A 24,560-nucleotide genomic window follows, 5' to 3' on the forward strand; every position below is an offset into this window, starting at 1 on the left:
TGTGATTGGTTGTCCGGCAGAGGAGTTCTCGCCCGGCTACGGCAAGGAGGCCCCTCGCGCCGCACTGGCGACCAACGTCCCGCGGATCGATCTGAACGGCGACTGGGCTTTCCGGTTCTCGGTCACCGGGCTTGACGAGACCGACGGCTTCGAGGCTCCCGGTTTCCACGACAGGGGCTGGGACCGGCTGGCCGTCCCCTCCCAGTGGCAGTTGCGCGGCTATGGCAAGCCCGTGTACCTGAACGTCCCGAACCCCATCCCGCTGGCCCCCGTACGTGCCGGACGAGAACCCGACCGGTGACTACCGGCGCACCTTCGATCTGCCGCCGTCCTGGGCGGCAACGCCCGCGGTGGTGCGCTTCGAGGGCGTCGAGTCGTGCGCGCCGCGCGCGAGCAGTTCCAGGTACGGGGTCTCCGGCTGATCATCGGACATGGTCACAGGGGTACTCCCGCCGGGCTCGGCCCCGCCAGTGCCCGGGCGCGGCCCCGACGCCCGCTCAGGCGCCCGCCGTGCCGGTCGGGCCGCCGTACGCCCGGGCAGCCGGCCGCTCAGTGAGCGGTCCATCCGCCGTCCATGGCGAGCGAGGCGCCGGTGATGAAGGAGGCGTGCGGGCCACAGAGGTAGGCGACGGCCTCGGCGACCTCCTCGGGCTCGACGAGCCTCTTGACCGCGGAGTCGGCCAGCATGATCTCGGAGACGACCCGCTCCGGGGGGATGCCGTGCGCGGCGGCCTGGTCGGCGATCTGCCGCTCCACGAGCGGGGTGCGGACATAGCCGGGGTTGACACAGTTGGAGGTGACCCCGTGGGCGGCGCCCTCCAGGGCCGCGACCTTGGAGAGCCCTTCCAGCCCGTGCTTGGCGGCCACGTACGCCGACTTGTAGGCCGAGGCGCGCAGCCCGTGGACGGAGGAGATGTTGACGATGCGCCCCCAGCCCTGGGCGTACATATGCGGCAGCGCGCCCCGCATCAGCCGGAAGGGGGCCTCCAGCATCACCGTGAGCATCCGGGAGAAGACCTCGGGCGGAAAGTCCTCGATGGGCCGCACGAGTTGCAGCCCGGCGTTGTTGACCAGGATGTCGACGCCCGCGGCGGCCCGCTCGGCCGCGTCGACGTCGGTCAGGTCGAGCGTCCGCGTCCGCACGCTCCCCGGCAGCCCGGGCGCCCGCTCGGCCCGGGCCGCCAGGGCGGCGAGCCCCGCGAGCCCCGCCAGCCCCTCTTCGTCTCGGTCGACCGCCAGGACCGTGGCCCCGGCGGCGGCCAGCCGGAGGGCGCAGGCCCGGCCGATGCCGCCGGCGGCCCCGGTGACGAGTGCGGTACGGCCGCCGAGGCCGGGGGCGGCCCCGGCGGCGGGGCCCGGTGTGGTGGACGCGCTCATGAGGGGCAGGCCAGGCGGCGGCCGGGGCCCGACCCATGTGTGCCCGGCACGTACTTCACTCCGGAACGCTGGGATCGAACCACGTCGGGCCGTCCTCCAGGGCCCGCTTGATCCGGATCAGCGCGTACTCGTCCAACTCCGGCAGCGCGTCGAGCGCGAACCAGCCCACCTCCAGGGACTCCTCGTCGTTCACCCGCGCCTCACCGCCCACCGCGCGGCAGCGGAAACAGATGTCGACGAACTGGCATACGTCCTTGTTGGGATAGGTCACCGGCTCCGCGGTGTGGACGAGCACGATGCGCTCGGGGACACAGCGCACCGCCGTCTCCTCGTACACCTCGCGCACCACCGTCTCGGCGGGCTGCTCGCCGGGGTCGGGGATGCCGGAGGGGAGCGCCCAGCGGCCGTTGTCGGCTCGGCGCCCGAGCAGCACTCTGTTCTCTTCGTCGAGGACGACGGCGCTGGCACCCGGCAGGAACAGCAGTTGGTGACCGGCGGTGGCCCGCAGCTCGCGGATGAAGTCGGGAGTAGGCATGCACTGAGGCTATCGGTCCGGGCGAGCGGCACCGGAGGCCATTCACGTCACAACCGGATGCCTTCCGCACAGTCGACACACATCTGCCGCATCGTTTCTGCGCAACATATACACATATCCGGTCACAGTCGCTACGGTATCCGTCCTGGCCCGCATGCGGCCTTTGGTCGCCTCCGGCGGGCCTCCCGGCCCCCGCCGACGGCCGGCCCGGCACGCGGTGCCCGTCACGACTCGGGGGGTCGAACGGGATGGCGTCTTCAGCGGCACGGCCTGTCGTACGGGAACACAACAGCGCGCCCGACCTCGTGGGCGCCGCGGTCCTCGGCTGCTGCGCCGCCTGGGCCCTGATCTGCGCCGTGGGCCGCACCGCCCGCCCCGAAGGCGTCCTGCTCGCCGTGCTGGCCGTCGCCGCCGGTTACGCGTGCGGCCGGATCGCCGGATCGCTGCTGCCGGTCGCCTCCGCCACGGCCGCCGCGTTCGCGGGCCTCGGCCTGGCCTGCACCGTCCCGGACGGGGTGAGCGGCCACGGCGGCGCCCATGCGGCGCAGTTCACACTCGCCGTCGGGGCGGCTTGCGGCGCGGCCTGGGCCGCCCGGTCGGCCGTGCTCCGGCTGGCCCTGCGCCTGCTGGCCGTGGCGATTCCGGCCATGGCCCTGATCGCCGGCTCGACGGTGGGCGGCGCGGCCGGGGCTTTGGTGTTGCTGTGTTCGCTCACCGTCGCCCGGACCCGCCGCCGCCTGCCGGGGCTGGCCGGGCTGGCCCTGGTCGCGGCGGTAGCCGTCGGCGGCTGCTGGGCCATGGCCGAGAACGCCCTCCCCGGCGCGCTCTCGGCGCCCCTGCACGACCGGCTGGGCGAGCACCGGGTACGGCTGTGGCACGACGCCGTCCAGATCGCCGAACACGCGCCGCTGCGCGGAGCAGGGCCCGACCGGTTCGGCGAACTGAGCCCCACCGCCCAGCGGTCGGCCGCCGTGGACGACACGCCGTACTCGGCCCCGCTGCAGCAGGCCGCCGGCCAGGGGCTGCCGGGCCTTGCCCTGCTGGCCGCGGCCTTCGGCTGGCTGCTGTACGCGCTGTGGCGCTCGCCCCGCCGCACACCGGCCGTTTTGACGGCGGCCGCCGCCCTGACCGCACTGGCCGTCGAGTCGGCCCTCGGCAACGCGCTCAGCTTCCCGGAGGTGACCGCAGGGGCCGGCCTGATCGCTGGGCTGGCCACGGCGCGGCTGCCGGAGGCGGACCCGGGGCCACTCGCGGGCGAGGCCACGGCTCTGGGTCCGGTCCCGGCGGCACACTGAGCGTGCGCCGCTCCGTTCACCGCCTCCGCGCGCGCTCCCGCACCAAGGACGCCAACCGGTCCAGCCCGACCTCGATGGTCTCCGGGGTCAGCTGGCTCAAGGAGAGACGGATCTGCTCGTGTCCGCCGTCACCGCCGTAGAAGTGGGACATGGGGGTCCACAGCACGCCGTGCTCCTTGGCGGAGTACTCAAGCAGCTCGTCATCCGCCCGAAACGGGACGGTCAGGGTGAGGAAGAAGCCGCCGGCGGGGGTGTTCCAGCTGACCTCGGGCTGCCGCGCCTCGGGCCCCCGGGCCTGGGGCCCTCGCGCCGTGTCCTTCGGGAAGCGGCGAGCCAACCCTTCGAGGATCAGCCGGAGATTGCGCTGGTATACATCGATCTCCCGGCGATTCGCGGCCGGCAGGCTGTAGCCGTGCTCCACCAGCGCCCCGCCGACCACGGCCTGGGCCCAGGGCGAGGTGTTCACCGTGAGCATGCTCTTGATGGTCGAGAGGTGGTCGGCGAGAAGCGAGGTGCCACCGTTCTCGTCCACCACACGCTGATCGGCGACCGCGTAGCCCACCCGGGCCCCCGGCAGGACCGTCTTGGCGAACGAGCCGAGCCGGACGACCCTGCGCCCGGTGTCCAGCGCCTTCAACGACGGCAGCCTGTCCGCTCCGGCGAACACACCGTACGCGTTGTCCTCCAGCAGGAGCAGGTCCTCCGCCTCGGCCACCCGCAGCAGCTCCCGCCGCGCCTCGAGATCCACGCTGATACCGGTCGGGTTGGCCACGTCCGGCACGATGTACAGAGCCCGTGGCCGCAGGCCGGAAGCGCGGGCCTCGGCGATCTGAGCGCCGAGGTCGTCGAAGTCGATCCCCCGGTCGCCCCCTCGGACCGGGCGGACGGGGAGATCGACGAGGCGCGCCGCGCCCGTCAACCCGACGTACGTGGGAGAGATGGCGAGGACGATGTCCTGCGGGCCGGTGCGCAGCGCCCGCAGCACCAGGAACATCGCCTCCTGGCAACCCACCGTGATGACCAGGGAATCGCTGGAGACCGAGATGCCCTCGTCGACTTCCAGATGTCTGGCCACCAGCTCATGGATGATGCCCTTGGTCCGGCCGTACTGGAGGACCGTCCGCTTCGCCTCGGTCTCGGTCATGCCCCGCTCGCGGCGCAGATGGTCGCAGAAGACGTCCACGTAGCGGTGGACTTCGGCGAAGTCCAGGAACTCCTCGCTCGGGCGCCCGGCCGCGAACGAAATGGCGTTCGGAAACCGGATGGCTACCTCGTTGAGGAAGTTCATCGAGGCCATCGCGGGGTCCGCGAGCGAGCCGTGCAGCTGCGACAGCCGCACGTCGTGAACATCCGTGGCACGGGTATCGGTGGCACGGGCACCGGAATCGGTCATTGGTGGTCACCCCCACAGTGGCATGGCATGGTCGTCGTCCGCAGTCGGGCCACGGCGGCCAGGTCGGGGCACCCCGCCAGGGCCATGGCATGCCGGAACTCCTCCCCCAGCAGCGACAGGACACGCGCGCACCCCGCCTCGCCGCCGGCCGCGAGCCCCCACAGAGCGGGACGGCCCAGCAGCACACCCGAGGCGCCCAGGGCCAGCGCGCTCAACACGTCGGCCCCACTCCGGATCCCGCTGTCCACCAGCACCTGGCAGCTCTCCCCGAACGCGCCCCTGACCGCCTCCACGACACCGGGAAGCGCCATGGCGGTGGGCGCGGCCCCGTCCAGCTGCCGCCCTCCATGGTTGGACACCACCACCGCAGCCGCCCCGAGCTCGGCCGCGCGCAGGGCGTCGGCCGGATGCGACAGCCCCTTGACCACCACAGGCAGACCGGTGCGCTCCCGCAGCCACTCGATGTCATGCCAGGTGAACGATGGCGCGAAGGCCGACGCGGTGTGTGCCGCGACGGCCGAACCACGCTCGACGCGTTCATGCGCGCTGCTCATGGCTCCACCGTCCAGGTTGGCCGCCCGGATCGTCGGTGGCAGCGCGAAACCGTGCCTCATATCGCGCAGCCGCCGACCCATGACCGGCACGTCCACGGTCAGGACCAGCGCCTCGCTCCCGATCGCCTCGGCCCGCTGGACCAGATCGAGGACGACGCCCCTGTCCCGCAGCCAATAGAGCTGGAACCAGGTGGTGGCGCCGGTGGCCGCGATCTCCTCCATAGGGACGCTGCTGAGCGTGGACACCGTATAGGGCACCCCGGTGTCCGCCGCCGCCCGGGCGACCGCGAGCTCCCCCTCGGGATGGAACAGGCGCTGATACGCGATGGGCGCCACGGCCAAGGGCAGCGCGGCCGGGCTGCCCGCCAGGGAACACGCAGGGTCGCAGGACGAAACATCGGCGAGCACACGGGGCACCACCGCGACACCGTCGAACGCGCGGCGGTTGCCGGCCAGTGTCCGTTCCCGCTCCGCGCCGCCGTCGAGCCAGTCCCAGAGCTCGGCGCTGAGCACCGTACGCGCGAGATCCGCGAAGTCGGCCACGGAAAGGGCGGCCATGACGGGATCAGTCGACTCCGCGCCGGCACGGTCGTCTGATCCCTGGTCGGCGGGGAGCGTGGTCACTCCCCTTCCTCCTTCGCCGCCGCGCGCTGCAGCTCGATCGCCTCGTAGAGCGCCCGGATGTTGTTGCTGCCGAACGTGCGAGCCCGCATACGTTCGATGACCTCGAAGAAGAACGTCCCCCGGGGATGTACGGAACGGGTGAATATCTGAAAGAGCTGACCGTCGTGGTCCTCGTCCACCAGCACACTCAACTCCCGTAGCTGCTCCACTGAGTGGCGCAGCGGCGTCAGCCGAGCGGTGAGCAGATCGTAATACGTCGCGGGAGTGCTCAAGAAGGGCACACCACGGCCGCCCATCGTGCCGACGCTGTGCGCGATGTCATCCGTAGCGAACGCGACATGCTGGACGCCGGCCCCGCCGTGATCGGCGAGGAAGCTCTCGATCTGCCCCGCGCGCGCTCCCGACATCGGCTCGATCAGCGTGAAGGTCACTTCTCCCGAACGGCTCTGCACCACAGCCGAGTCCATCCCCATCGGACCCACCTCGATGCGCTCTTTGAAGACAACCGGCATATCGAAGACGTCGGTGTAGAAGCTCGTGACCGGAGACAGCTCACCCAGCGGGAGGCACACCGCGAAGTGGTCGACGTTCAGCAGCCCGACCGCGTCCTCCGTCGTCAGCGGGTGTGGCTCGGGCAGCCCGGGAAGGCGGTCGGCCGACCCTCCGGGGCGCCGCTCGACCAGCGTGTGGATCACATCCCCGAAGCCGGCCACCGCCGCGGTCACACACCCGTCCTCTTCCCGAGGCGGCGCCACCTCCACGGCCCCCTTGGCCAACAGCTCGGCGAGCGTGGTTCGGACGTCCGTGACGCGCAGAGCGATGTCGGCGACGCCGTCGCCGTGCCGCTCCACATAGGCCCGCGCGGGATGGTCATGGGAGATGGCCTCGGTCACCAGCAGTCGAATACGGTTTTGTCCCAGCAACGCGGACCGGTGGTCTCCCCCACGGCTGCCACGGGTCGGCGGTACGAGCACCTCCAGTCCGTAACCGGCGGAGAGGTCACTCACTGTCGCCTCGAGATCGGCCACAAAGAACTCAATGTGGTCCAAGGTCAGGCCGGTCAGGCCGGAGTCGTCCACGACGACCGCGGCAGAGTGGGTGGTGGAGGTGGCGGACGTGGTGGGGGTGGCGCCGTCAGTCATGCGAAATGCGCTCCTTGATTCCTTGAGGATTCCTTGGAGTTCTTTGACGCGACAGCCACCGCATCTTGGTAATCGAGCAGGAAGCAGTCGCCGCCAGGGCGAGGATTGACGGAAGTTACGAGTGGGCCTGCTGAGGCAGACTACTGTTCTGCTCTGCGGACGAGATCGGAGACGAACCCGGGTTTGCAATCCGATAGGTAGAAGTGCCCGCCAGGGAAGGTCTGGAAGCGGAAAGTCCCTCGCGTTGCCTGCGCCCATGCCCGCGCGTTGTCGAAGTCCACGTCGGCGTCCATGTCCCCGACATACGAGGTGATGGGTGCCGAGATCGACCTGACCGGCTGTGGGCGGTACGCCTCGAGCAGGCGGAAGTCGGCGCGTATCGCAGGTAGCGCCAAGTCCCTGAGGTCCGGGTTGTCGAGCGCCTCCGCGTTGCCGCCGTTCATCCTGCGGATTTCGGAGAGCAGGGCTTCGTCATCGCCGCTGACCGGATCCCGTCTCAGCGGAGTGTGGGGAGCTTCCTGTCCCGAGACGTACAGCATCGTCGGGGTAATCCCGAAGGTTCTCTCCAGTTGACGAGAGACTTCGAAGGCCACCGAGGCCCCCATACTGTGTCCGAAAAGAACGACGGGGCGATCGAGGAAACGCGACAGAGCATTGGTGATCCCGGCGACGAGTTCGTCCATTTTTTCGACGCAGGCTTCGGCGAGGCGTTCGTGGCGGCCCGGGTACTGGACGGAGAGCAACTCGACATCGTCCGGCAAAAAATCTGACCATGAATAGAAGTAATTGGCGGAGCCACCGGCGTGAGGGAAGCAGACCAAGCGCATACGCAACTTGCTTGAAGTTCTGTTCCGGCGGATCCAGCGATCTGTTGAATTGAACTCCGTGCTGAGCAATTCGTCCCCGTTTTCGATGTAAACGCTGTCAGTCCGACATCGCGACCAACACCCGACGTGGACCGGCGAACGGCCGTCGCCCGTGTCCCACAAGCATGTTGTCGATGAGGAGCAGACTGCCGGCCTGCCAATCCACATCGACGGCCAGACGAAGCCCGGTCTCCTGGATGTGCGTGATGTACTCGGCGGGAATGGGGCTGCCATCGGCGAAGGTGACGGACTGCGGCATCTCGTCTTCGGACAACAACTCAGCCAACTCCCGGGCGTCGTCGCCCAGGCCTGCGACGTGGAACTGATCAGCCTGGTTGAACCACACCTCGGCGCCGGTGACGGGGTGCCGTACCGTGGCCGGGCGCAGCTGACTGATCCACAGAGTGCCGTCGCCCTTCCATTTCCAGTCGGCTCCGGCGGTGTCCAAGAACGTCTCGACCTCGGCGGGGTTGTCGGTCTCGAACGTGGCCTGCCAGCTCTTACCGAGCCCGTAACCGTCATGGAGATTCTGAATGTACCGGACTCCTCCCGCGAACGCATCTCGAATCCCGGGATCTATGGACTCCAGCCAGAGTTGTCCGTCGACCACGGGAGTGGCGCCGCCGCTGGTCGGGGCCTGCTCGCAGAAGAACAGCAGGCGTGACGGCCAAGTATGCGCGTAGGACATCTCATTGTGCATGGAGATGGTGAACTCGGGCGGGTACTCGGTTGATGTGTAGACGTTCTGTCCGACTTTGGTACGCGGGGAGTTCCCGTGGATGTACGCCAGGCGGCGGGGCAGGACGGCGGTGGCCACCTCCTCGTATGACTCAGGGGTGATGGCGAATCCACGGAAGACGAGGGCCTTCTCCTTCACCAGCAAATCGGCCAGATCGACCAGCTTTAACAGGTCCACCAGCCCGGCCGGGTTCGCTGACACACTCCCGCTGTCCGGGGTCAGTTCACGAGGCTGCCAACTCGGGGCTATCAACCGTCCGGATCCTCTCAAACGTGGCTGTCGCCCCCATCAGGGACGTCAACCAATCCCAAGCAGGCCTGGCATGACCTGAGTTGTGCGGTGACTGACCCTACTGGCCTATCGGCTCCCGCGGAGGCGAGTCTCCTGCACAAGTTCGGCGGGTGACGCGCCATCAACTGCACGCCCGCGGAACGCGGGGTGAGCGGGCGAGTGCACCGGGTCAACCAGGGTCCTCGACATCGGCACCAAGCAGATGAAAAGGGGTGTCTTACCCAAGGGCCCTGCGTTCAGAGCAGGCTGAGGGGTAAATCAAGCACACACCGGACGGGTCAGGCGCGGTGCCCATGCACCGCGCCACCGGACACAACCACTCCGCCAGGCACATCGGATCGCGCCGAGAAAGCGCAGGATCCCCACCCGGAAGAACCTACCTCGCTTCCAGAACCGAGAAGTAGGAGTCGGAAATTGGAGTCACCTTCGAAAGAGCGAATCCGGAATCGCTCAGCAATGCCTCGAATTCCGCTGCCGTTCGTTCACGACCGCCGGTGAGCACCATCATTCCGATATCACTCCATCGGCTGGGGTGCCATTCCTTTCCCTCCGGCACCAACATCTCCACGATCATGAGCCGCCCGCCGTCCCGCAACGCCTTCCTGCTGTTGCGCAGAATGGTGACCACCTGGGTGTCCGTCCAGTCGTGCAGCACACTGCACAGCATATGGGTGTCGGCCCCTGAAGGCAGCGATTCGAAGAAGTCGCCCTTTTCGAGTCTGCAGCGTTCTCCCAGTGCGCGGATATGCTCGGCGTCCCTGACCATGTCGACGACCGGCGGCCGGTCGAAGAGAATTCCCTTGACGTGGCCGGCTTCGCGCAGGATGCGCTCCAGCATGAAGCCGTCGCCGCCCCCGATGTCCATGACGATGTCCGACTGCTGCCAGTCGGGCGTCGAGGAGAACTGTCCGTACAGCCGTCCGGTCCGCTCCCGCATACGGCGCAGAAAAGCTCGATCGGCGTCGCCGTCGGAATTCTTGTGTGCGAAGAAATCCCCGCCGTGGACGCTGTCGAAGACCGAGCGCCCGCTGCGGATGGTGTCGATACCGCGGAGCCAGGCTCGTTGGGAGTCGGTGTTCAGCACGGATTCGCGGACGCTGTTCGGGGTATCCGCGCGAAGGCGGTGTCCGCTCCCGGTCAGCCGGAAGGAGCGGGACGGGTCCTCGATGAGCAGGCCCACCGACACCAGGGCACGCAGCAGGCGGTGAAGGGACTCGGTGTCCGCATCCGTGGCGGTGGCTATGTCCTCGACGGTCACGGTGTCGGTCGCTATGACGTCGGCGATACCGAGCTCGGCCGTGATGCGCAGCACGTGCGGCAGCACGGCGACGCAGCTGTCGTCCGCCAGGGCCAGGTAGTCCGCGAGCAGTGCTTCCGGTGTGAGTGCGCTCATCTGCCGACCTCTCTCATATCGCTTCTCATATCGACTTCCTTCGTTTGAACGAAGCGGGGCCGCACGGGAGAACGGCCCGGAAGGGCATGCCTTCCAGGCCGTTATTCGGGATCATGTATAGACGGTGGCCTCGGACAGCGTCTAGGCCTGCGAGGCCCCGGCCGAGATGCCGCGCAGGCGGTCGCGGATCACGCGCACCGCGGCCTCGGCGTTGTCCACCGTGACGGTGAAGATCCGGCCGTCGCCGAGCCGGACCACCAGGCCCTCGCCACGGCGCACGATCACCGCGGTGCCCTTCTCCGGACGCCAGCGGTAGCCCCAGCCGCCCCACTGGCACGGGGTGACCTGAGGTGCGAAGTCCGCGCGGACCACATCGTTGAGCGGGATCCGGCGGCGGGGCAGCCCCATGTGGCCGCAGCGCACCTCCAGGACCTCCTCGTCGACCCGTACGGCCACATGGACGAAGGCCAGGGTGCCGAAGAGCATCAGCAGTCCGGCCGCGAGGCAGCCGATCACGGACATGAGGAGGGGGGCCAGGCCCGAGGTCCAGGGAGAGGCGACGGCCAGGTCGATGCCGAGCGCCACGCAAGCGGCGCCCCCGGCGGCCAGCAACCACTGGGCGCGGTTGTGCGCACGCCCGGTCCACACTTCAGGGGACCGCCCGGCCGCGGCCCGCTCATCGCGCTCGTCGTCCTCGCCGTGGTGCCTCATAGCTGGCAGGGTACTCATGTTCGGCTACCCCGGCAGAGGACTGTGGTAAGGACCATGGGAGGTTTCCCGGCAAGGCCACGAGAACCGCGGAATTTCCCCGCCCCGCCCGCCGGGCGCTCGGCCCCGGGCCAGGGGGTGTCAGCCCCGGGCCAGGGGGTGTCAGCCCCGGGCCAGGGGGTGTCAGCCCCGGGCCAGGGGCTCGGCCGCCAGCAGACGGCCCTCGGCGTAGGCCAGGGCGACCTCGGGCATCGCGGCCTCGCGGCCGCTGAGGATCACGGTGAGCCGCCCCCCGGAAAGGCCGGAGAGGGCCGACGAGGCCGCCTGGGCCCCCACGCCCGAAGGGGTGGGCGCGGCGCCGATCCGGCGCAGGGCCTGGGCGGCGACGGCCCCGGCGGATCCGTGCAGGGCGATCGGCGGGGCGTCGGCGGGCTGGACGGCGGCCCGGATGCGGTCGGCGACCAGCTCGTAGTGGGTGCAGCCCAGGACGAGGGCCCGGATGTCGCGCGGAGTGCGGGCCGCGGCGTCGGCCACCGCGGCGTCGATCGCCGCCGAGTCGGCCCGCTGTACGGCCTCGGCGAGCCCCGGGCAGGCCACCTCCGTCGCGGTGACCCCGTCCGCGAAGTCGCGGATGAGCCGACGCTGGTACGGGCTGCCCGTGGTGGCGGGTGTGGCCCAGATCGCGACGGGTCCGCCGCCCGCCGCCGCGGGCTTGATCGCGGGCACGGTCCCGATGATCGGCAGCGCCGGCTCCATCTCGGCCCGCAGCGCGGGCAGCGCGTGCACGGAGGCGGTGTTGCAGGCGACGATCAGCGCGTCGGGGCGGTGCGCGGCGGCGGCGCGGACGCAGGCCAGCGCGCGCTGGGTGACGTCTTCGGGGGTGCGGGGGCCCCAGGGCATGCTGTCGGGATCCGAGGAGAGAACGAGATCGGCGTCCGGCCGGAGCCGGTGCACCGCGGCCGCTGCCGGGAGCAGGCCGATTCCGGAGTCCATGAGCGCGATCTTCACCCGGTTACTTTAATGGATCGCCCCGGTGCGCCCGGCGGCCGGGCTCCTGTTCGGGCAGACTGCCACGGTGAACGCGCTGACGTGGATCGCCGTCGGGTCACTCGCCGTGTGGCTGTGGCTGCTGCTGGGCCAGGGCTTCTTCTGGCGTACGGACGTCCGGCTGCCCAGCGGAGGCGCGCCGGTGGGCCCCGGCGGTGAGCCCGTCGCCCCGGGCCATGACCCGGTGGACCTCGCCACTGAGGAGTGCTGGCCGCCGGTCGCCGTCGTCGTCCCCGCCCGGGACGAGGCCGCCGTCCTCCCGGTGAGCCTGCCGTCGTTGCTGGCGCAGGACTATCCCGGGCCGGCGGAGATCTTCCTCGTCGACGACGGCAGTACGGACGGCACGGGCGAGCTGGCCCGTCAACTCGCCGATGGGCACGGCGGACTGCCGCTGACCGTGGACTCGCCCGGTGAGCCGCCGCCGGGCTGGACGGGCAAGCTGTGGGCGGTGCGCCACGGCATGACGCTCGCCGAGGGCCGCCCGGACACGGAGTACCTGCTGCTGACCGACGCGGACATCGCGCATGAGCCGGACTCCCTGCGCGAGTTGGTGCGGGCGGCGCGCGGCTCCGGGTTGGATCTGGTGTCGCAGATGGCGCGGCTGCGGGTGGTGACGGCGTGGGAGCGGTTGATCGTCCCGGCGTTCGTGTACTTCTTCGCGCAGCTCTACCCGTTCCGGTGGGTCAACCGGGCGGGGGCGCGGACGGCGGCGGCCGCGGGCGGGTGTGTGCTGCTGCGGCGGGAGGCGGCCGAGCGGGCCGGGGTCCCGGATGCCGTCCGGCAGGCGGTCATCGACGACGTGGCGCTGGCCCGGGCGGTGAAGCGCAGCGGGGGGAGGATCTGGCTGGGGCTCGCGGACCGGGTGGACAGTGTGCGGCCGTATCCGCGGCTGGGCGAGCTGTGGCGGATGGTCTCGCGCAGCGCTTACGCGCAGCTGCGGCACAATCCGCTGCTGCTGGTGGCCACGGTGGCGGGCCTGGCGCTGGTGTACCTGGTGCCCCCGCTGACGCTGTGCGCGGGGCTGCTCGCGGACCGTCCGGCGCTGTGGGCTACGGGCGGGGCCGCGTGGGCGCTGATGGCCGTGACGTACGTCCCGATGCTGCGCTACTACCGGCAGACGCTGTGGCTGGCGCCGCTGCTGCCGCTGACGGCGCTGCTGTATCTGCTGATGACCGTGGATTCGGCGGTGCGGCACTACCAGGGGCGCGGCGCCGCGTGGAAGGGACGTACCTACGCCCGCCCCGGCGCCGCGCCCTGACAGCCCGTCTCACTTACGGCCGGGTGTCCAGTTCATGCCCCAGCCGTAGGCGTAGTCGAGGGTGCGCTGGGGGCTGACGCCGCGCTCGGGCACCAGGTAGCGGGCCTCGCGCTGGACGACGAGGTCACCGCCGTTGTTGGTGATCAGCGCGAGGGCGCAGACCGGGGAGGGGACGGTGCACTCGTCGAGCGAGAAGTCGATGGGTGCGCCGTGCTGCGGCTGCAGGGTGACCGTGGCGTTGAGGTTGGCGAAGCTGCGAGCACCCTCGTAGACCGTGACGAAGACGAGGATGCGGCGGAACGCGTTCTTCTGATCGAGGTTGATGGTGAGGTTTTCGCCGGATGTCCGGGCGCCGGTGCGGTCGTCGGCGTCGAGCTGGATGAACGGCGGCTGGTGCAGCGAGCCGAAGGAGTTGCCGAGCGCCTGCACCACGCCCTTGCTGCCGTCGGAGAGCTCGAACAGCGCGCCCAGGTCGAGGTCGAGGTCCCCGTGCATGGCGATGGCCTTGCCGAGCTTCTGGGCCCAGCCCTGGAACTGTTTGCGCACCTGCCAGTTGAGGTTCACCCTCATGGCGCCTGAGGTACCGCCCTGCTTGGTGAGCGAGACGGAGGGGGCCTCCTTGGTCAGGGTGACCTTGGACAGGCTCACCGGCGCGGAAGCGGGAGCCGGGTGCCCGGGCGCCGGCGGCGCGGCGGCCGGGTACGCCGGGGCGGTCGGCGGCACGGCGGGCGGCGGGGGCGGAAGCGGCGCGGACGGCTGCACGGGGGCGGCGGGCGGGGCGGCGACGGAGGCGGGGCCGGGAGCGTGCTGGGGCTCGTCGACGCTGATGCCGAAGTCGGTGGCGAGGCCGGCGAGTCCACTGCTGTACCCCTGGCCGACGGCGCGGAACTTCCACGCGCCCTGCCTCCGGTAGAGCTCGCCGAGCACAAACGCGGTCTCGACGGTGGCGTCCTCGCTGTCGAACCGGGCGAGCTCCGCACCGCCCGAGGCGTCCAGCACCCGGATGGAAAGGCCCGGGACCCGGCCGAAGCCGCCGCCGTCCGCGGACGCGGCGAGCACCACGGTCTCAATGGCGGGCTCCACCCTGCCGAGGTCCACCGAAAGGGTGTCGGTCACGGTGTCACCCGCGGTCCGCTTGCCTTCGTGGCGTACGGCGCCCGAGGAGTGTGCCGGCTGGTTGTAGAAGACGAAGTCCGCGTCGGAACGGACCTTTCCGGATGCCAGCAGCAGCGCCGAGGCGTCGACGTCCGGCACCCCCGGGCCGGTGCGCCAGCCCAGTTCGACCCGCACCGCCGACGCCGGAACCGGAACATTGCTGCCTTTGCGCATCGCCATGCTGTCCCCCTGCCTTTCTGTTCTGTTCATTCGATCACGGACGCACGATCATCGGACCGCGGCCGGTGACTCGCCGAAAACGCGCTTTTTACAGGATCTCAACGTACCCTGCCGACCGTTTTTCCCTGGTTCGCCAGGATTGGGGAACCCCGACCGCTCCCAGCCGGTAAAACAACCCTCTTACCGGACTCCCCAATCGGCACATCGTGGGCTTAACTTATGGGCTATGACCTCCCCCCGCGGTAGCTACGGCAGCGGCTACTACTCCTCGTCGTCCTTCCCGGACACCCCCATCTACGACAGTCTCGTCGCCGAGCGGGGGACACCGCAGATCGCGCCCATCCGGGTGGCCCCGCCGTACGACACCGGCAGCCACCTCCCGGCGCTCCCCTCCGCGCTGCCCGCACTGCCGGCCGCGCCCTCCTCGCAGTACAACCCCTCGCAGGGATACCAGACGGGCGGAGGTCAGCCACAGCCCAACGGGCTGCAGCAGACGCCCTCGCCGTACATCCCGCCGCAGGCGAACGGTCCGCGCGGCTACCCGGGGGCGCAGCAGCCCCCGCAGCAGCAGCGTCCGGCGGCGCCCACGGGCTACGAGGCGATGCGGCCTGCCATGCCGCGCCCCGCCGCGCCCCGGCCGGCGGCCCCCGCGCCGTCGCAGTCGCCGTCGCCGTACGAGGACCCCTACGGCCGTCAGCAGTACCCCGGCCGACCGCAGCAGCCGGGGGCCGGCTACTGAGCCACCCGGCGCGGCGGGGCCCGGGTCGGGCGGCATGACGTGGGCACCACATTGTCGGACCCGGCTGGCAAGATTGTCGGCATGGTCGATCCAGCGCTGAGCGCCATCCACGTGTACGCCATCAAGTCGGTTGGGGGGACCGCTCCCCTCGAGGCGGTCGTCGAGCCGTGGGGGCTTGCGGGAGACCGGAGGTGGATGGTCGTCGAGCCCGGCGGTCAGTATGTGACGCAGCGCCAACAGGCACGGCTGGCGCTGGTTTCCGCCGAGCCGCTGCCCGGTGGCGGGATCCGGCTCGGCGCGGCCGGGCATGAGCCGCTGACCGTCGCCGTGCCCGAGCCGGGGGACGGCGCCGCGGCGGTGTCGACCGTGTGGCTGCACAAGGAAGCGGTCGAAGTGGTCTCGGCGGGCGCGGCGGCCGACGAGTGGTTCAGCGGCTTTCTGGGCTCTCCGGTCCGCCTGGTCCATCTGGACGACCCGGCGCGCCGCAGGCCGCTGACTCCGGAGTTCGCGCGCGCGGGCGAGACCGTGAGCCTCGCGGATGAGTTTCCGCTGCTGCTCACCACCACCGCGTCGCTGGACGCGCTCAACTCGCTCATCGCCCAGGGGGACCACCCTGACGAGGGGCCGCTGCCGATGAACCGCTTCCGGCCGAATGTGGTGGTCGAGGGCACCGCGCCCTGGGCCGAGGACGGCTGGCGGCGGATACGGATCGGCGAGGTCGTCTTCCGCGTCACCAACCCCTGTGCCCGGTGTGTGATCACCACCACCGACCAGGAGACCGCCGAGCGCGGCAAGGAGCCGCTGCGTACACTGGCCCGCCACCGGCGCTCCGCCGATCAGCTCCTCTTCGGCCAGAACCTGGTCCCGGAATTGCCCGAGCTCCCCGAACTCCCCCGGACCGCGGGGCCCTTGGGGGACGGACGCGGCGCGGGGACGCTGCGGGTGGGCGACCGGGTGGAGATCCTCGAGTAGCCGATGGCCCCGTCCGGCCCGGCCATCAGGGCCGTTCGGCCCCTTCCCGGTGCGTACGCGGCTCCTCGATGCTGATCACCAGCGCCTGGGAACCACCTTCGCCACCGGGGCGCGCCAGGCTCCCACTCCACTGCGGTGCGGAGCCACACGGGCGGGCGCGCCCCCGTGCGGCGTGGGGGCGCGGGGCCGGAAGGGGAGTCCGGCCTCGCGCCCCACGCGACGTCGGCCCCACGCGTTGCCGGCCCACCGCGATGTCACTCGCTCGCGCGCCGGTCCCTGATCCGCTCGGCGATGACCGCGGCCTGAATGCGCCGTCCCACGCCCAGCTTTGACAAGATCACCGAGATGCGGTTCTTGACCGTCTTCTCGGCGAGGAACAGCCGCTCGGCGATCTGGCGGTTGGTCAGCCCTTCGCCGATGAGCTCCAGGATCTCCCGCTCGCGCGGCGACAGCCGCTCCAGCTCGACCGGCCCGCTGAGCTGTGGCCCGCGCACCCGGGCCATCACCCGCGCGGTCGCACCCGGGTCGAGCATGGACCGGCCGCCCGCCACGGTGCGTACGGCCGACACCAGGTCGGAGCCGTTGATCTGCTTGAGCACATAGCCCGCCGCCCCCGCCATGATGGCGTCGAAGAGCGCCTCGTCGTCGTCGAAGGAGGTGAGCATCAGGCAGGCCAGTTCGGGCAGCCGGGCCCGCAGCTCCCGGCACACCTCGATCCCCTCGTGGTCGCCGCCCTCGGCCGAGGAGCCGAGCCGTACGTCCAGCACCGCGACCTGGGGCCGGACGGCGGGGGCGCGGGCGATGGCCTCGCGCGCGTTGGCCGCCTCCCCCACCACACACAGGTCGGGCTCCGCGTCGAGCAGATCGCGCAGTCCGCGGCGCACCACTTCGTGGTCGTCGAGCAGAAAGACGCCGATGCGGTCAGCGGGCCTCGCGGGGTCGGCTGCCTGGGCCACTGCCTCTCCCTCCATGGCGCGCGGTCGCGCCGGTCGTGATCCGCCGCCCAGCTTCGCGCCCGTCGCCGCGCGGGGTAAGGGCCGTTCGGCCCTCGGCCGCCGAACACCTGCCTGCGGGCCGCCTCAGACCTGCTTCTTCTCGGCGATCAGCGGCCGCAGCACCCTGCGCAGATCCCGCTCGCTGAGCGGCACCAGCGCCCGGGCGGCGAGCCGTCCGCCGCGGTCGAGGAAGATGGTCGAGGGGATGGTCTGCGGGTTGACGCTGCCCCTGGGGAGCTTGAGCACGAGCCTGCCCATCTGGTCGTAGAGGCTGGGGTACGAGACGCCGTACTCCTCCTCGAACCTGATGGCCGCCTCCCGGCTCGGGTCCCGGGTGTTGATGCCGACGAACCGTACGCCCTCGGCCTCGGTCTCCTTGGCCACCTTCACCAGATTGGGCGCCTCGGCCCGGCACGGCCCGCAATTCGAGCCCCAGAGGTTGACCACGACGACGTGGCCCTTGTAGTCCGCGAGGTCCAGCGGCTTGCCCTCGAGCGTCTTGCCGGAGATCTGGCGCAGCTGCTTGCGCTCGCCCGGGGAGTAGCTGCTGATCACCTCGTTGCCGCCGCCCGACTTCGAGGCGTCGTCCCCGGAGGAGCCCGTCCCCGTCCCGCAGGCCGACAGCAGGAGGACGGCGGCCAGCACAGCGGCCGAACCGGAGGTGAGATGACGGGTGTTCATGTGGTCAGCTTCGCAGGTCCCGGATGCGCCGCGGCGTCCGGGTCCCCGGTCCCCTCACGGCGATATGCCGCCGGCGTACGGCCCGTACAGGTCCAGCAGGCGGGTGCGGGCGGACTGCAGCCGGTGTCCGATCACCTGGGCGCAGGCGAGGGCGAGCGCGTAGCCGAGCTCGGCGTCCTCGTCGCACAGCCGGCGCACCGCCTCCGCGTCGAATTCATACGCGCGCACCGGGCTGAGCGCCTCCGCGCCCAGGTGCCAGGTGTCCGGCGGGAAGAGCCAGGACCAGCCGATCAGCTCACCGGGGCCGAGCGTCTCGATCACCGCGGCACGCCGGCCGGGGACGTGCAGGTCGAGGGTGACCGCGCCGGTGCGGATGATCCAGAAGTGGTCGGCCGTGCGGCCCTCCTCGAAGATGCGGCCGCCCGAGGGGAAGGACACATCGCGGGCGAGCGCCATCAGCCGATCGCGGTGCTCCGTCTTGAGCGAGTTGAGAAGTCCCTTCATGACCTCACTGTGCCGTCTCCCGCCCCTCCGCGCCCTTCGGCGCGGCCCGTGAGGGCGGGCCGAAGGGCGGCCGCGTCCCGCGTGTGGCATCGTCGTAGACAGGTCCTCAAGGCCTCCCGCTCTCACGGAGTCACGCATGGGACCGCACGTCACGCTCACCGACCGCGAGCTGCACAGCCTGGACGCCCACTGGCGGGCGCTGAACTATCTGGCGGCGGGCCAGATCTATCTGACCGGCAATCCGCTGCTGGCCGAGCCGCTGCGCCCCGAGCACATCAAACCGCGGCTGCTGGGCCACTGGGGCACCTGTCCCGGGCTGAACCTCGTCTACACGCATATGAACCGGGTGATCTCGGCGCGTGACCTGGACGCGGTGTGCGTCTGGGGCCCGGGCCACGGCGGGCCGGCCGTGTCCGCCGGGGCCTGGCTGGAGGGATCGTACGGGGAGCTGTGTCCGGACGTGGGGCGGGACGTGGCCGGGATGACCCGGCTCTTCCGCCAGTTCTCCACGCCCGGCGGGGTGCCCAGCCATGCCGCGCCGCAGGTGCCCGGCTCGTTCCACGAGGGCGGTGAGCTCGGCTACTCCCTCGCGCACGCCTATGGCGCGGCGCTGGACAACCCCACCGTGCTGGTCGCCTGTGTGATCGGCGACGGGGAGGCGGAGACCGGGCCGCTGGCCGCCTCCTGGCACGCGAACAAGTTCCTGGATCCGGTGTACGACGGCGCCGTGCTGCCGGTGCTGCATCTGAACGGCTACAAGATCGCCAATCCGGCCGTACTGGCCCGGCTGCCCGAGGGGGAGCTGGACGAGCTGCTGCGCGGCTACGGCCACGAGCCGCTGTACGTCACCGCCGCCGTCGGCGAGGACCCGGCGCAGGCGCACCACGACATGGCGGCGGCGCTTGACCTCGCGCTGGACCGGATCGCCGCGTTCCAGCGGGCCGCGCGCGAGGGCGGCGGGGCGCGGAAGCGGCCGCACTGGCCGGTGATCGTGCTGCGCACGCCCAAGGGCTGGACCGGCCCGGCCGAGGTGGACGGGGTCCCTGTGGAGGGCACCTGGCGCGCCCACCAGGTGCCGCTCTCCGGGATCCGGGAGGATCCGGGGCGGCTGCGGCAGCTGGAGCGGTGGCTGCGCTCGTACCGTCCGGACGAGCTCTTCGGCGCCGACGGCCGCCCGCGCCCGGAGGTCCTGGCCTGTGTGCCGGCCGGCGACCGCAGGCTCGGCGCCAATCCGCACGCCAACGGCGGTCGCCTGCTGCGCGAGCTGCCGCTGCCCGACCTGGCCGGGCACGCCGTCGCCGTGGACAAGCCCGGCATCCGGCTGCACGAGCCGACGCGGGTGCTCGGCGGGATGCTGCGCCAGGTGATGGCCGACACGGCCGAGCGCCGCGACTTCCGCCTGGTCGGGCCGGACGAGACGGCGTCCAACCGGCTGCAGGACGTGTACGCGGTGACGGACAAGGCCTGGCAGGCCGAGACGGCGGAGACGGACGAGCACCTGGGGCCGCACGGCCGGGTCATGGAGGTGCTGTCCGAACACCTGTGCCAGGGCTGGTTGGAAGGGTATCTGCTGACCGGGCGGCACGGTCTGTTCTCCTCGTACGAGGCGTTCACCGACATCGTCGCCAGCATGGCCGCCCAGCATGTCAAGTGGGTCCAGACCGCCCGCACGATCCCCTGGCGGGCCCCGATCGCCGCCCTGAACTACCTGCTGACCTCACATGTGTGGCGGCAGGACCACAACGGCTTCTCGCACCAGAACCCCGGGTTCATCGACCACATCCTCAACAAGGACCCGCATACGGTGCGCGTCTACCTCCCGCCGGACGCCAACACCCTGCTGTGCGTCGCCGACCATGTGCTGCGCACCCGGGACGTGGTCAATGTGGTCGTGGCGGGCAAGCAGCCCTGCTTCGACTGGCTCGGCCTGCAGCAGGCCCGCGACCACTGCGCGCGCGGCCTCGGCATCTGGCAGTGGGCGGGAACGGAGCGGCCGGGCGGCGAGCCGGAGGCGGTCCTCGCCTGCGCGGGGGACGTGCCCACCCAGGAGGCGCTGGCGGCGGCGTCGATCCTGCGCACGCGCCTGCCGGAGCTGGCCGTCCGGGTCGTCAACGTCGTCGACATGACCAAGCTGTTGCCGCGTCAGCAGCATCCGCACGGGCTGACGGACCGCGAGTTCGACGCGGTGTTCACCCGCGACCGACCGGTGATCTTCGCGTATCACGGCTATCCGTGGCTGATCCACCGGCTCACCTACCGGCGGGCCGTCCATCCGCGGATCCATGCGCGCGGCTACCAGGAGATGGGCGCCACGACCACGCCCTTCGACATGGTCGTCCGCAATGACCTCGACCGCTACCGGCTGGTCATGGACGTGCTGGACCGCGTGCCGGGGCTCGCGGTCCGCGCCGCCGGGCTGCGCCAGGCCATGGAGGACATGCGCCACCGCCACCACGACTGGATCCGGCGGCACGGCGTGGATCTGCCGGAGGTGGTGGAGTGGAGCTGGCCGGGCTGAAGGGGGCTGAAGGAGGCTGAAGGGCTGGTGAGAAGCGGTAGCCGATGGGAAGCGGTACGCGGCTGAGTAGGTTGCGGGCACCACACGTCCACTTTCGGTCACAAAGGGTGCCCGAGCCGTCATCCTCGGTCCTGGCGTGCGCGGGCGGCGTACGGCCCGTACCCTCGGCTCCTTCATCGACCCTGCTGTCGCTCGCACTCGTCAACGGGAGGCACCGGTGCCGGCGCAACTCCGCCTGCGGTCCGCCGATCAAGCCATGGAATGTCTGCTGCAGCGCCGCTTCACCGCACGCGAGCTGCCGCTGCTGCGTGTGCGGGTCGAGGAGTGCGCGGCCTGGGCCGGGCTGGCCGAGACGCGCCGGGGCGACTTCGTCCTGGCCGTGGACGCGGTCGCCACCAACGCGGTGGAGCACGCGGGCGGGGAGGGCGCCCTGCTGCTGCGGCGGGTGGGCGACGAGCTGGAGTGCCGGATCAGCGACTCGGGCCCCGGCTTCTCCGAGGACGTCATCCCCCGGATCCTGCCGGGCCTGGACGGGGCGACCAGCGGACGCGGGCTGTGGCTGACCCGCTTGGTCACCGACCGGCTCGCGGTCAGCACGGGCGCCGTGGGGGCCGTGGGGGCCGTGGGGGCCGTGGGGGCCGTCGTGACGCTCGCCATGCGGCTGCGCTGAACGGGTCCGCCGCCCACCTGGTGCGCACTGGCCGCCACGCGCCCTGCCCGGTCCCGACTCCCCGGGTCGACTCCCGGCAGGACAATGGGTGGGAACACATCCATGTGCTGATATGAGAGGCGGTGGGCACGGTGGAGCTTCCCGTCGTGGTGGGGGTGGACGGTTCGGACGCCTCCTTCGACGCGCTGGACTGGGCGGCCGACATGGCCGCGCGGCGCCGGCTGCCGCTGCGCATCGTCCACGCGTCCCTGTGGGAGCGCTACGAGGGCTACATCCCCGCCACCTCGCCGGACCGCCCGGCGGAGCGGGTCCGCAGCGAGACCGTGCTGGCCATGGCCGCCGAGCGGGCGGGGCGGCGCGCCTCGTCGCTCAAGGTGATGACCGACGTGGCGCCCGAAGACGCGGTGACGGCCCTGCTGCGCGCCGGGCAGAGCGGGGACGCGGTGGTCGTGGGTTCGCGGGGGCGCGGGGAGTTCGCGTCCCTGCTGCTGGGCTCGGTGGGGCTGGGGATCGCGGCCCGCGCGCACTGCCCGGTGGTGGTGGTCCGCGGCCGCCCGGAGAATGTGCAGGGCCGGCTGAACCGGGTGACGGTGGGCATCGCCGAGCACGAGCGCCCCGGCGGGCCCGAATACGCCGCGGGCGCGGCCGCGAACGCCTTCGCGCTGCGCGAGGCGCGGCTGCGCGGCTGCGAACTGGAGGCGGTGCACGCCTGGCGCTCCCCGGCCGCCGAGGCGGCCGGGGAGCACGGAGGCCCCGAGGAGCGGGCGCGGCGCGCCGTCGAACTGCTGGACGAGGCGCTGGGCGGCGCCTCGGCGGCGGCGCTGTCGCCCGTGCCGGTGGCGCACCGCGTGGTCGAGGCGTCGCCGCGCAAGGCGCTGCTGGACGCCTCGGCGCACTCCGACCTGCTGGTGGTGGGGGCGCAGCGGCGGCACGGCCACTTCGGCATGCAGCTGGGCCTGGTCAATCACGCGGTGCTGCACCATGCGCACTGTCCGGTGGCGGTGGTTCCGCAGAACTGAGCCCGGCGACTTGGGCGCTCGCGCCCCTCCAGGGCCTCCGGCGCGGCTAGGCTGCCGCCAAGCGGCTGAGGGGCACGACGGAGGCCAGGTGTCGGGCACTGCGGATCAGGGGCGCCATCCGGCACTGCCCCAACTGCGTCTGGACCAGCTCCTCGACGAGTTGCAGGCGCGGCTGGACGCCGCGCGCGCCACGCAGGGCCGTACCCACAACCTGCTCGAGGCGGTGCTCAGCGTGGGCCGCGAGCTGGATCTGGAGCAGGTGCTGCGGCGGATCGTGGAGGCCGCGATGGTACTGGCCGACGCGGAGTACGGCGCGCTGGGCGTGGTCGACCAGCACCGTCTGTCGCAGTTTCTGCCGGTGGGCATATCCGAGGACCTGGCGAGGCGCATAGGGCCGCTGCCCGGCGGCCACGGCCTGCTCGGCGAGCTGATCCGCCGTCCGCAGCCACTGCGGCTGACCGATCTGGCCGCCCACCCGTCCAGCCGGGGCTTTCCGGAACACCATCCGCCCATGCGGTCGTTCCTGGGGGTGCCGATCCGGATCCGCGACGAGGTCTTCGGGATTCTGTATCTGACCGAGAAGCGCGGCGGCGCGGGCTTCGATCCCGAGGACGAGGCAGTGCTGACCACCTTGTCGGTCGCCGCGGGCGTGGCCATCGACAACGCCCGGCTGTATCACGAGAGCAGGCGCCGCGAGCAGTGGCTGGAGGCGTCGGGGTTGATCACCCGGACGCTGCTGGCCGGCGCCCCGTCGGGCGAGGCGCTGAGCCTGATCGCCCGCCTCGCCCTGCAGGTGTCCCTGGCCGACTCGGCGGCGGTGCTGCTGCCGGCCGAGGGGACCGGCAGCCTGCTGGTGGAGGTGGCCGAGGGCCATGACGCGGAGCGGCTCGGCGGGCAGGTGGTGCCGTCGGACGGGTCGCTGGCCGGGCTGGCCGCGCGCACCGGCCTGCCCACGGTCAGCGGCGACGTACGGAACGATCCGCGGGCCTGGCCGATCCCGGCCCGGGAGGGGGAGTTCGGCCCGCTGGTGGCCGTGCCGCTGGTCGCGGGCGAGCGGACTTCGGGGGCGCTGCGGCTGTGCCGGCTCGCCGGGCGGCCGCCGTTCGACGACCGCGAGGTGGCGCTGCTCTCCGGGTTCGCCGCGCAGGCGGCGCTGGCCCTGGAACTGGCCCGGCACCGCGCCGAGTCCGAGCGGCTGGCGCTGCGTCACGACCGCGACCGGATCGCGCGCGATCTGCACGACCTGGCGATCCAGCGGCTGTTCGCGACGGGCCTGACGCTGCAGAGCGCGGGCCGGCTGATCGAGCATCCCGAGGCGGCGGAGCGGGTGGGGCGGGCGGTGGACGACCTGGACGAGACCATCAAGATCATCCGTTCCACGATCTTCGCGCTGCGGGTGGTCGGGGACGGCGACGCCGAGGCCACCGGCCTGCGGTGGCGCCTGGTCAAAGCCATCCGGTCGGCGTCCGATGTGCTCGGTTTCACCCCGTCGCTGGTGGTGGAGGGCCCGGTCGACGCGGATGTCCCGGACGAGGTGGCCGACCAGGTGCTGGCGGTGCTCGCCGAGGCGCTCAGCAACACCGCCCGGCACGCGCACGCGCGGCGGGTGGACGTACGGCTGAGTGTCGGGGCGGAGGTCACCTTGACCGTCACGGACGACGGGGTGGGCATGGGCGGCAGCACGCCCAGCGGCGGCCTGGTCAACATGCGCTCCAGAGCACAACTCCACGACGGCACGCTGCATATCGAGGCGCCCGAGGCGGGGGGTACGCGGCTGGTGTGGCGGGTACCCCGGGCAACCGGCTGACCTTACGCGACGGGAGGCCCGACCTCGTGATATTGCTCTCTCTTCGACGAATCCCCGTATTTCCGGCCCGGCATGCGGTATCCACGAATGGGGAAGGG

Annotated in this window: 24 protein-coding genes; 9 read left to right on the forward strand and 15 right to left on the reverse strand. The window is 71.5% G+C overall.

Annotated elements, in window-relative coordinates:
- The first annotated feature begins 1 nt into the window (after position 1).
- A complete protein-coding gene (locus tag PV419_RS21310; protein ID WP_319691192.1) occupies positions 2-301 on the forward strand; it encodes a hypothetical protein in 300 nt (99 codons plus the stop codon).
- Here PV419_RS21310 and PV419_RS21315 read toward each other — a convergent pair whose 3' ends face one another.
- The 3 genes from PV419_RS21315 to PV419_RS21325 form a co-directional block, all read right to left on the reverse strand.
- Positions 302-433: a hypothetical protein gene (locus tag PV419_RS21315; protein WP_319691193.1), complete on the reverse strand. Its 132-nt coding sequence runs from the start codon at positions 431-433 to the stop codon at positions 302-304.
- A 116-nt stretch (positions 434-549) separates the two neighbouring features.
- Positions 550-1,377: a 3-hydroxybutyrate dehydrogenase gene (locus tag PV419_RS21320; protein ID WP_319691195.1), complete on the reverse strand. Its 828-nt coding sequence runs from the start codon at positions 1,375-1,377 to the stop codon at positions 550-552.
- Between the two features lie 55 nt (positions 1,378-1,432).
- Positions 1,433-1,912 carry an NUDIX domain-containing protein gene (locus PV419_RS21325; RefSeq protein ID WP_319691196.1) on the reverse strand — a complete coding sequence of 160 codons (480 nt, stop codon included), beginning with the start codon at positions 1,910-1,912 and terminating at the stop codon, positions 1,433-1,435.
- Positions 1,913-2,160: 248 nt separating this feature from the next.
- Here PV419_RS21325 and PV419_RS21330 point away from each other — a divergent pair, with 248 nt between their 5' ends.
- Positions 2,161-3,207, forward strand: a complete 1,047-nt coding sequence (locus PV419_RS21330; protein ID WP_319691197.1) for an O-antigen ligase family protein — start codon at positions 2,161-2,163, stop codon at positions 3,205-3,207.
- 16 nt (positions 3,208-3,223) lie between these two features.
- Here the strand turns inward: PV419_RS21330 and PV419_RS21335 are convergent, their stop codons facing one another.
- The 8 genes from PV419_RS21335 to PV419_RS21370 form a co-directional block, all read right to left on the reverse strand.
- Positions 3,224-4,600, reverse strand: coding sequence for a PLP-dependent aminotransferase family protein (locus tag PV419_RS21335; RefSeq protein ID WP_319691198.1), 1,377 nt, complete (start codon positions 4,598-4,600; stop codon positions 3,224-3,226).
- Positions 4,597-5,778 (reverse strand): alpha-hydroxy acid oxidase, encoded by a 1,182-nt coding sequence (locus tag PV419_RS21340; RefSeq protein WP_319691200.1) that lies wholly within the window; start codon positions 5,776-5,778, stop codon positions 4,597-4,599. Before PV419_RS21340 ends, PV419_RS21335 begins: the two co-directional genes overlap by 4 nt.
- A complete protein-coding gene (gene hppD / locus PV419_RS21345) occupies positions 5,775-6,920 on the reverse strand; it encodes a 4-hydroxyphenylpyruvate dioxygenase (RefSeq protein ID WP_319691202.1) in 1,146 nt (381 codons plus the stop codon). The genes PV419_RS21340 and hppD overlap by 4 nt, the downstream gene beginning before the upstream one ends.
- A 140-nt stretch (positions 6,921-7,060) precedes the next feature.
- Positions 7,061-7,954 (reverse strand): thioesterase II family protein, encoded by an 894-nt coding sequence (locus PV419_RS21350; protein ID WP_319691204.1) that lies wholly within the window; start codon positions 7,952-7,954, stop codon positions 7,061-7,063.
- Complete coding sequence (locus tag PV419_RS21355; RefSeq protein ID WP_319691205.1) at positions 7,845-8,726, reverse strand: TauD/TfdA family dioxygenase; 882 nt, start codon at positions 8,724-8,726, stop codon at positions 7,845-7,847. Before PV419_RS21355 ends, PV419_RS21350 begins: the two co-directional genes overlap by 110 nt.
- 466 nt (positions 8,727-9,192) lie before the next feature.
- Positions 9,193-10,209, reverse strand: coding sequence for a methyltransferase (locus PV419_RS21360; RefSeq protein WP_319691206.1), 1,017 nt, complete (start codon positions 10,207-10,209; stop codon positions 9,193-9,195).
- 141 nt (positions 10,210-10,350) lie between these two features.
- Positions 10,351-10,920: a hypothetical protein gene (locus tag PV419_RS21365; RefSeq protein ID WP_319691208.1), complete on the reverse strand. Its 570-nt coding sequence runs from the start codon at positions 10,918-10,920 to the stop codon at positions 10,351-10,353.
- 180 nt (positions 10,921-11,100) lie between these two features.
- Positions 11,101-11,925, reverse strand: coding sequence for a glutamate racemase (locus tag PV419_RS21370; protein ID WP_319691209.1), 825 nt, complete (start codon positions 11,923-11,925; stop codon positions 11,101-11,103).
- 67 nt (positions 11,926-11,992) lie between these two features.
- On the opposite strand from PV419_RS21370, the gene PV419_RS21375 reads away from it, so the two are divergent.
- Positions 11,993-13,222: a glycosyltransferase gene (locus PV419_RS21375; RefSeq protein WP_319691210.1), complete on the forward strand. Its 1,230-nt coding sequence runs from the start codon at positions 11,993-11,995 to the stop codon at positions 13,220-13,222.
- A 9-nt stretch (positions 13,223-13,231) separates the two neighbouring features.
- Here PV419_RS21375 and PV419_RS21380 read toward each other — a convergent pair whose 3' ends face one another.
- A complete protein-coding gene (locus PV419_RS21380) occupies positions 13,232-14,557 on the reverse strand; it encodes a TerD family protein (protein ID WP_319691212.1) in 1,326 nt (441 codons plus the stop codon).
- Positions 14,558-14,783: 226 nt separating this feature from the next.
- On the opposite strand from PV419_RS21380, the gene PV419_RS21385 reads away from it, so the two are divergent.
- The gene (locus tag PV419_RS21385) at positions 14,784-15,296 is read left to right on the forward strand and encodes a DUF6643 family protein (protein WP_319691213.1); all 513 of its coding nucleotides are present in this window, start codon (positions 14,784-14,786) and stop codon (positions 15,294-15,296) included.
- 81 nt (positions 15,297-15,377) lie between these two features.
- Positions 15,378-16,268, forward strand: coding sequence for an MOSC domain-containing protein (locus tag PV419_RS21390; RefSeq protein WP_319691214.1), 891 nt, complete (start codon positions 15,378-15,380; stop codon positions 16,266-16,268).
- Positions 16,269-16,522: 254 nt separating this feature from the next.
- Here the strand turns inward: PV419_RS21390 and PV419_RS21395 are convergent, their stop codons facing one another.
- The 3 genes from PV419_RS21395 to PV419_RS21405 all read right to left on the reverse strand — a co-directional run bounded on the left by PV419_RS21395 (position 16,523) and on the right by PV419_RS21405 (position 18,448).
- Positions 16,523-17,239: a response regulator gene (locus tag PV419_RS21395; RefSeq protein ID WP_415925352.1), complete on the reverse strand. Its 717-nt coding sequence runs from the start codon at positions 17,237-17,239 to the stop codon at positions 16,523-16,525.
- A gap of 108 nt (positions 17,240-17,347) precedes the next feature.
- Complete coding sequence (locus PV419_RS21400) at positions 17,348-17,944, reverse strand: TlpA disulfide reductase family protein (protein WP_319691218.1); 597 nt, start codon at positions 17,942-17,944, stop codon at positions 17,348-17,350.
- A 54-nt stretch (positions 17,945-17,998) separates the two neighbouring features.
- Complete coding sequence (locus PV419_RS21405) at positions 17,999-18,448, reverse strand: cyclic nucleotide-binding domain-containing protein (RefSeq protein WP_319691219.1); 450 nt, start codon at positions 18,446-18,448, stop codon at positions 17,999-18,001.
- Positions 18,449-18,584: 136 nt separating this feature from the next.
- On the opposite strand from PV419_RS21405, the gene PV419_RS21410 reads away from it, so the two are divergent.
- The 4 genes from PV419_RS21410 to PV419_RS21425 all read left to right on the forward strand — a co-directional run bounded on the left by PV419_RS21410 (position 18,585) and on the right by PV419_RS21425 (position 24,462).
- Positions 18,585-20,966: a phosphoketolase family protein gene (locus tag PV419_RS21410; RefSeq protein ID WP_319691221.1), complete on the forward strand. Its 2,382-nt coding sequence runs from the start codon at positions 18,585-18,587 to the stop codon at positions 20,964-20,966.
- A gap of 256 nt (positions 20,967-21,222) precedes the next feature.
- Positions 21,223-21,636: an ATP-binding protein gene (locus PV419_RS21415; RefSeq protein ID WP_319691294.1), complete on the forward strand. Its 414-nt coding sequence runs from the start codon at positions 21,223-21,225 to the stop codon at positions 21,634-21,636.
- A 122-nt stretch (positions 21,637-21,758) separates the two neighbouring features.
- On the forward strand, positions 21,759-22,655 hold the full coding sequence (locus PV419_RS21420; protein WP_319691223.1) for a universal stress protein: 897 nt from the start codon (positions 21,759-21,761) through the stop codon (positions 22,653-22,655).
- A gap of 88 nt (positions 22,656-22,743) precedes the next feature.
- Positions 22,744-24,462, forward strand: a complete 1,719-nt coding sequence (locus tag PV419_RS21425) for a GAF domain-containing sensor histidine kinase (RefSeq protein WP_319691225.1) — start codon at positions 22,744-22,746, stop codon at positions 24,460-24,462.
- The last annotated feature ends 98 nt before the right edge of the window (positions 24,463-24,560 follow it).

Source organism: Streptomyces sp. ME19-01-6, assembly GCF_033793745.1.
Taxonomy (GTDB): domain Bacteria; phylum Actinomycetota; class Actinomycetes; order Streptomycetales; family Streptomycetaceae; genus Streptomyces.

Excerpts from the sequence above, each read along its gene's own strand:
- PV419_RS21395 (WP_415925352.1), bottom strand. The coding sequence starts at position 17,239 with ATGGAGGGAGAGGCAGTGGCCCAGGCAGCCGACCCCGCGAGGCCCGCT.
- PV419_RS21390 (WP_319691214.1), top strand. The coding sequence starts at position 15,378 with ATGGTCGATCCAGCGCTGAGCGCCATCCACGTGTACGCCATCAAGTCG.
- PV419_RS21405 (WP_319691219.1), bottom strand. The coding sequence starts at position 18,448 with ATGAAGGGACTTCTCAACTCGCTCAAGACGGAGCACCGCGATCGGCTG.
- PV419_RS21365 (WP_319691208.1), bottom strand. The coding sequence starts at position 10,920 with ATGAGGCACCACGGCGAGGACGACGAGCGCGATGAGCGGGCCGCGGCC.
- hppD (WP_319691202.1), bottom strand. The coding sequence starts at position 6,920 with ATGACTGACGGCGCCACCCCCACCACGTCCGCCACCTCCACCACCCAC.
- PV419_RS21410 (WP_319691221.1), top strand. The coding sequence starts at position 18,585 with ATGGGACCGCACGTCACGCTCACCGACCGCGAGCTGCACAGCCTGGAC.
- PV419_RS21335 (WP_319691198.1), bottom strand. The coding sequence starts at position 4,600 with ATGACCGATTCCGGTGCCCGTGCCACCGATACCCGTGCCACGGATGTT.
- PV419_RS21400 (WP_319691218.1), bottom strand. The coding sequence starts at position 17,944 with ATGAACACCCGTCATCTCACCTCCGGTTCGGCCGCTGTGCTGGCCGCC.
- PV419_RS21360 (WP_319691206.1), bottom strand. The coding sequence starts at position 10,209 with ATGAGCGCACTCACACCGGAAGCACTGCTCGCGGACTACCTGGCCCTG.
- PV419_RS21325 (WP_319691196.1), bottom strand. The coding sequence starts at position 1,912 with ATGCCTACTCCCGACTTCATCCGCGAGCTGCGGGCCACCGCCGGTCAC.
- PV419_RS21350 (WP_319691204.1), bottom strand. The coding sequence starts at position 7,954 with ATGTGGATTGGCAGGCCGGCAGTCTGCTCCTCATCGACAACATGCTTG.
- PV419_RS21415 (WP_319691294.1), top strand. The coding sequence starts at position 21,223 with ATGGAATGTCTGCTGCAGCGCCGCTTCACCGCACGCGAGCTGCCGCTG.
- PV419_RS21385 (WP_319691213.1), top strand. The coding sequence starts at position 14,784 with ATGACCTCCCCCCGCGGTAGCTACGGCAGCGGCTACTACTCCTCGTCG.
- PV419_RS21320 (WP_319691195.1), bottom strand. The coding sequence starts at position 1,377 with ATGAGCGCGTCCACCACACCGGGCCCCGCCGCCGGGGCCGCCCCCGGC.
- PV419_RS21330 (WP_319691197.1), top strand. The coding sequence starts at position 2,161 with ATGGCGTCTTCAGCGGCACGGCCTGTCGTACGGGAACACAACAGCGCG.
- PV419_RS21380 (WP_319691212.1), bottom strand. The coding sequence starts at position 14,557 with ATGGCGATGCGCAAAGGCAGCAATGTTCCGGTTCCGGCGTCGGCGGTG.
- PV419_RS21315 (WP_319691193.1), bottom strand. The coding sequence starts at position 433 with ATGTCCGATGATCAGCCGGAGACCCCGTACCTGGAACTGCTCGCGCGC.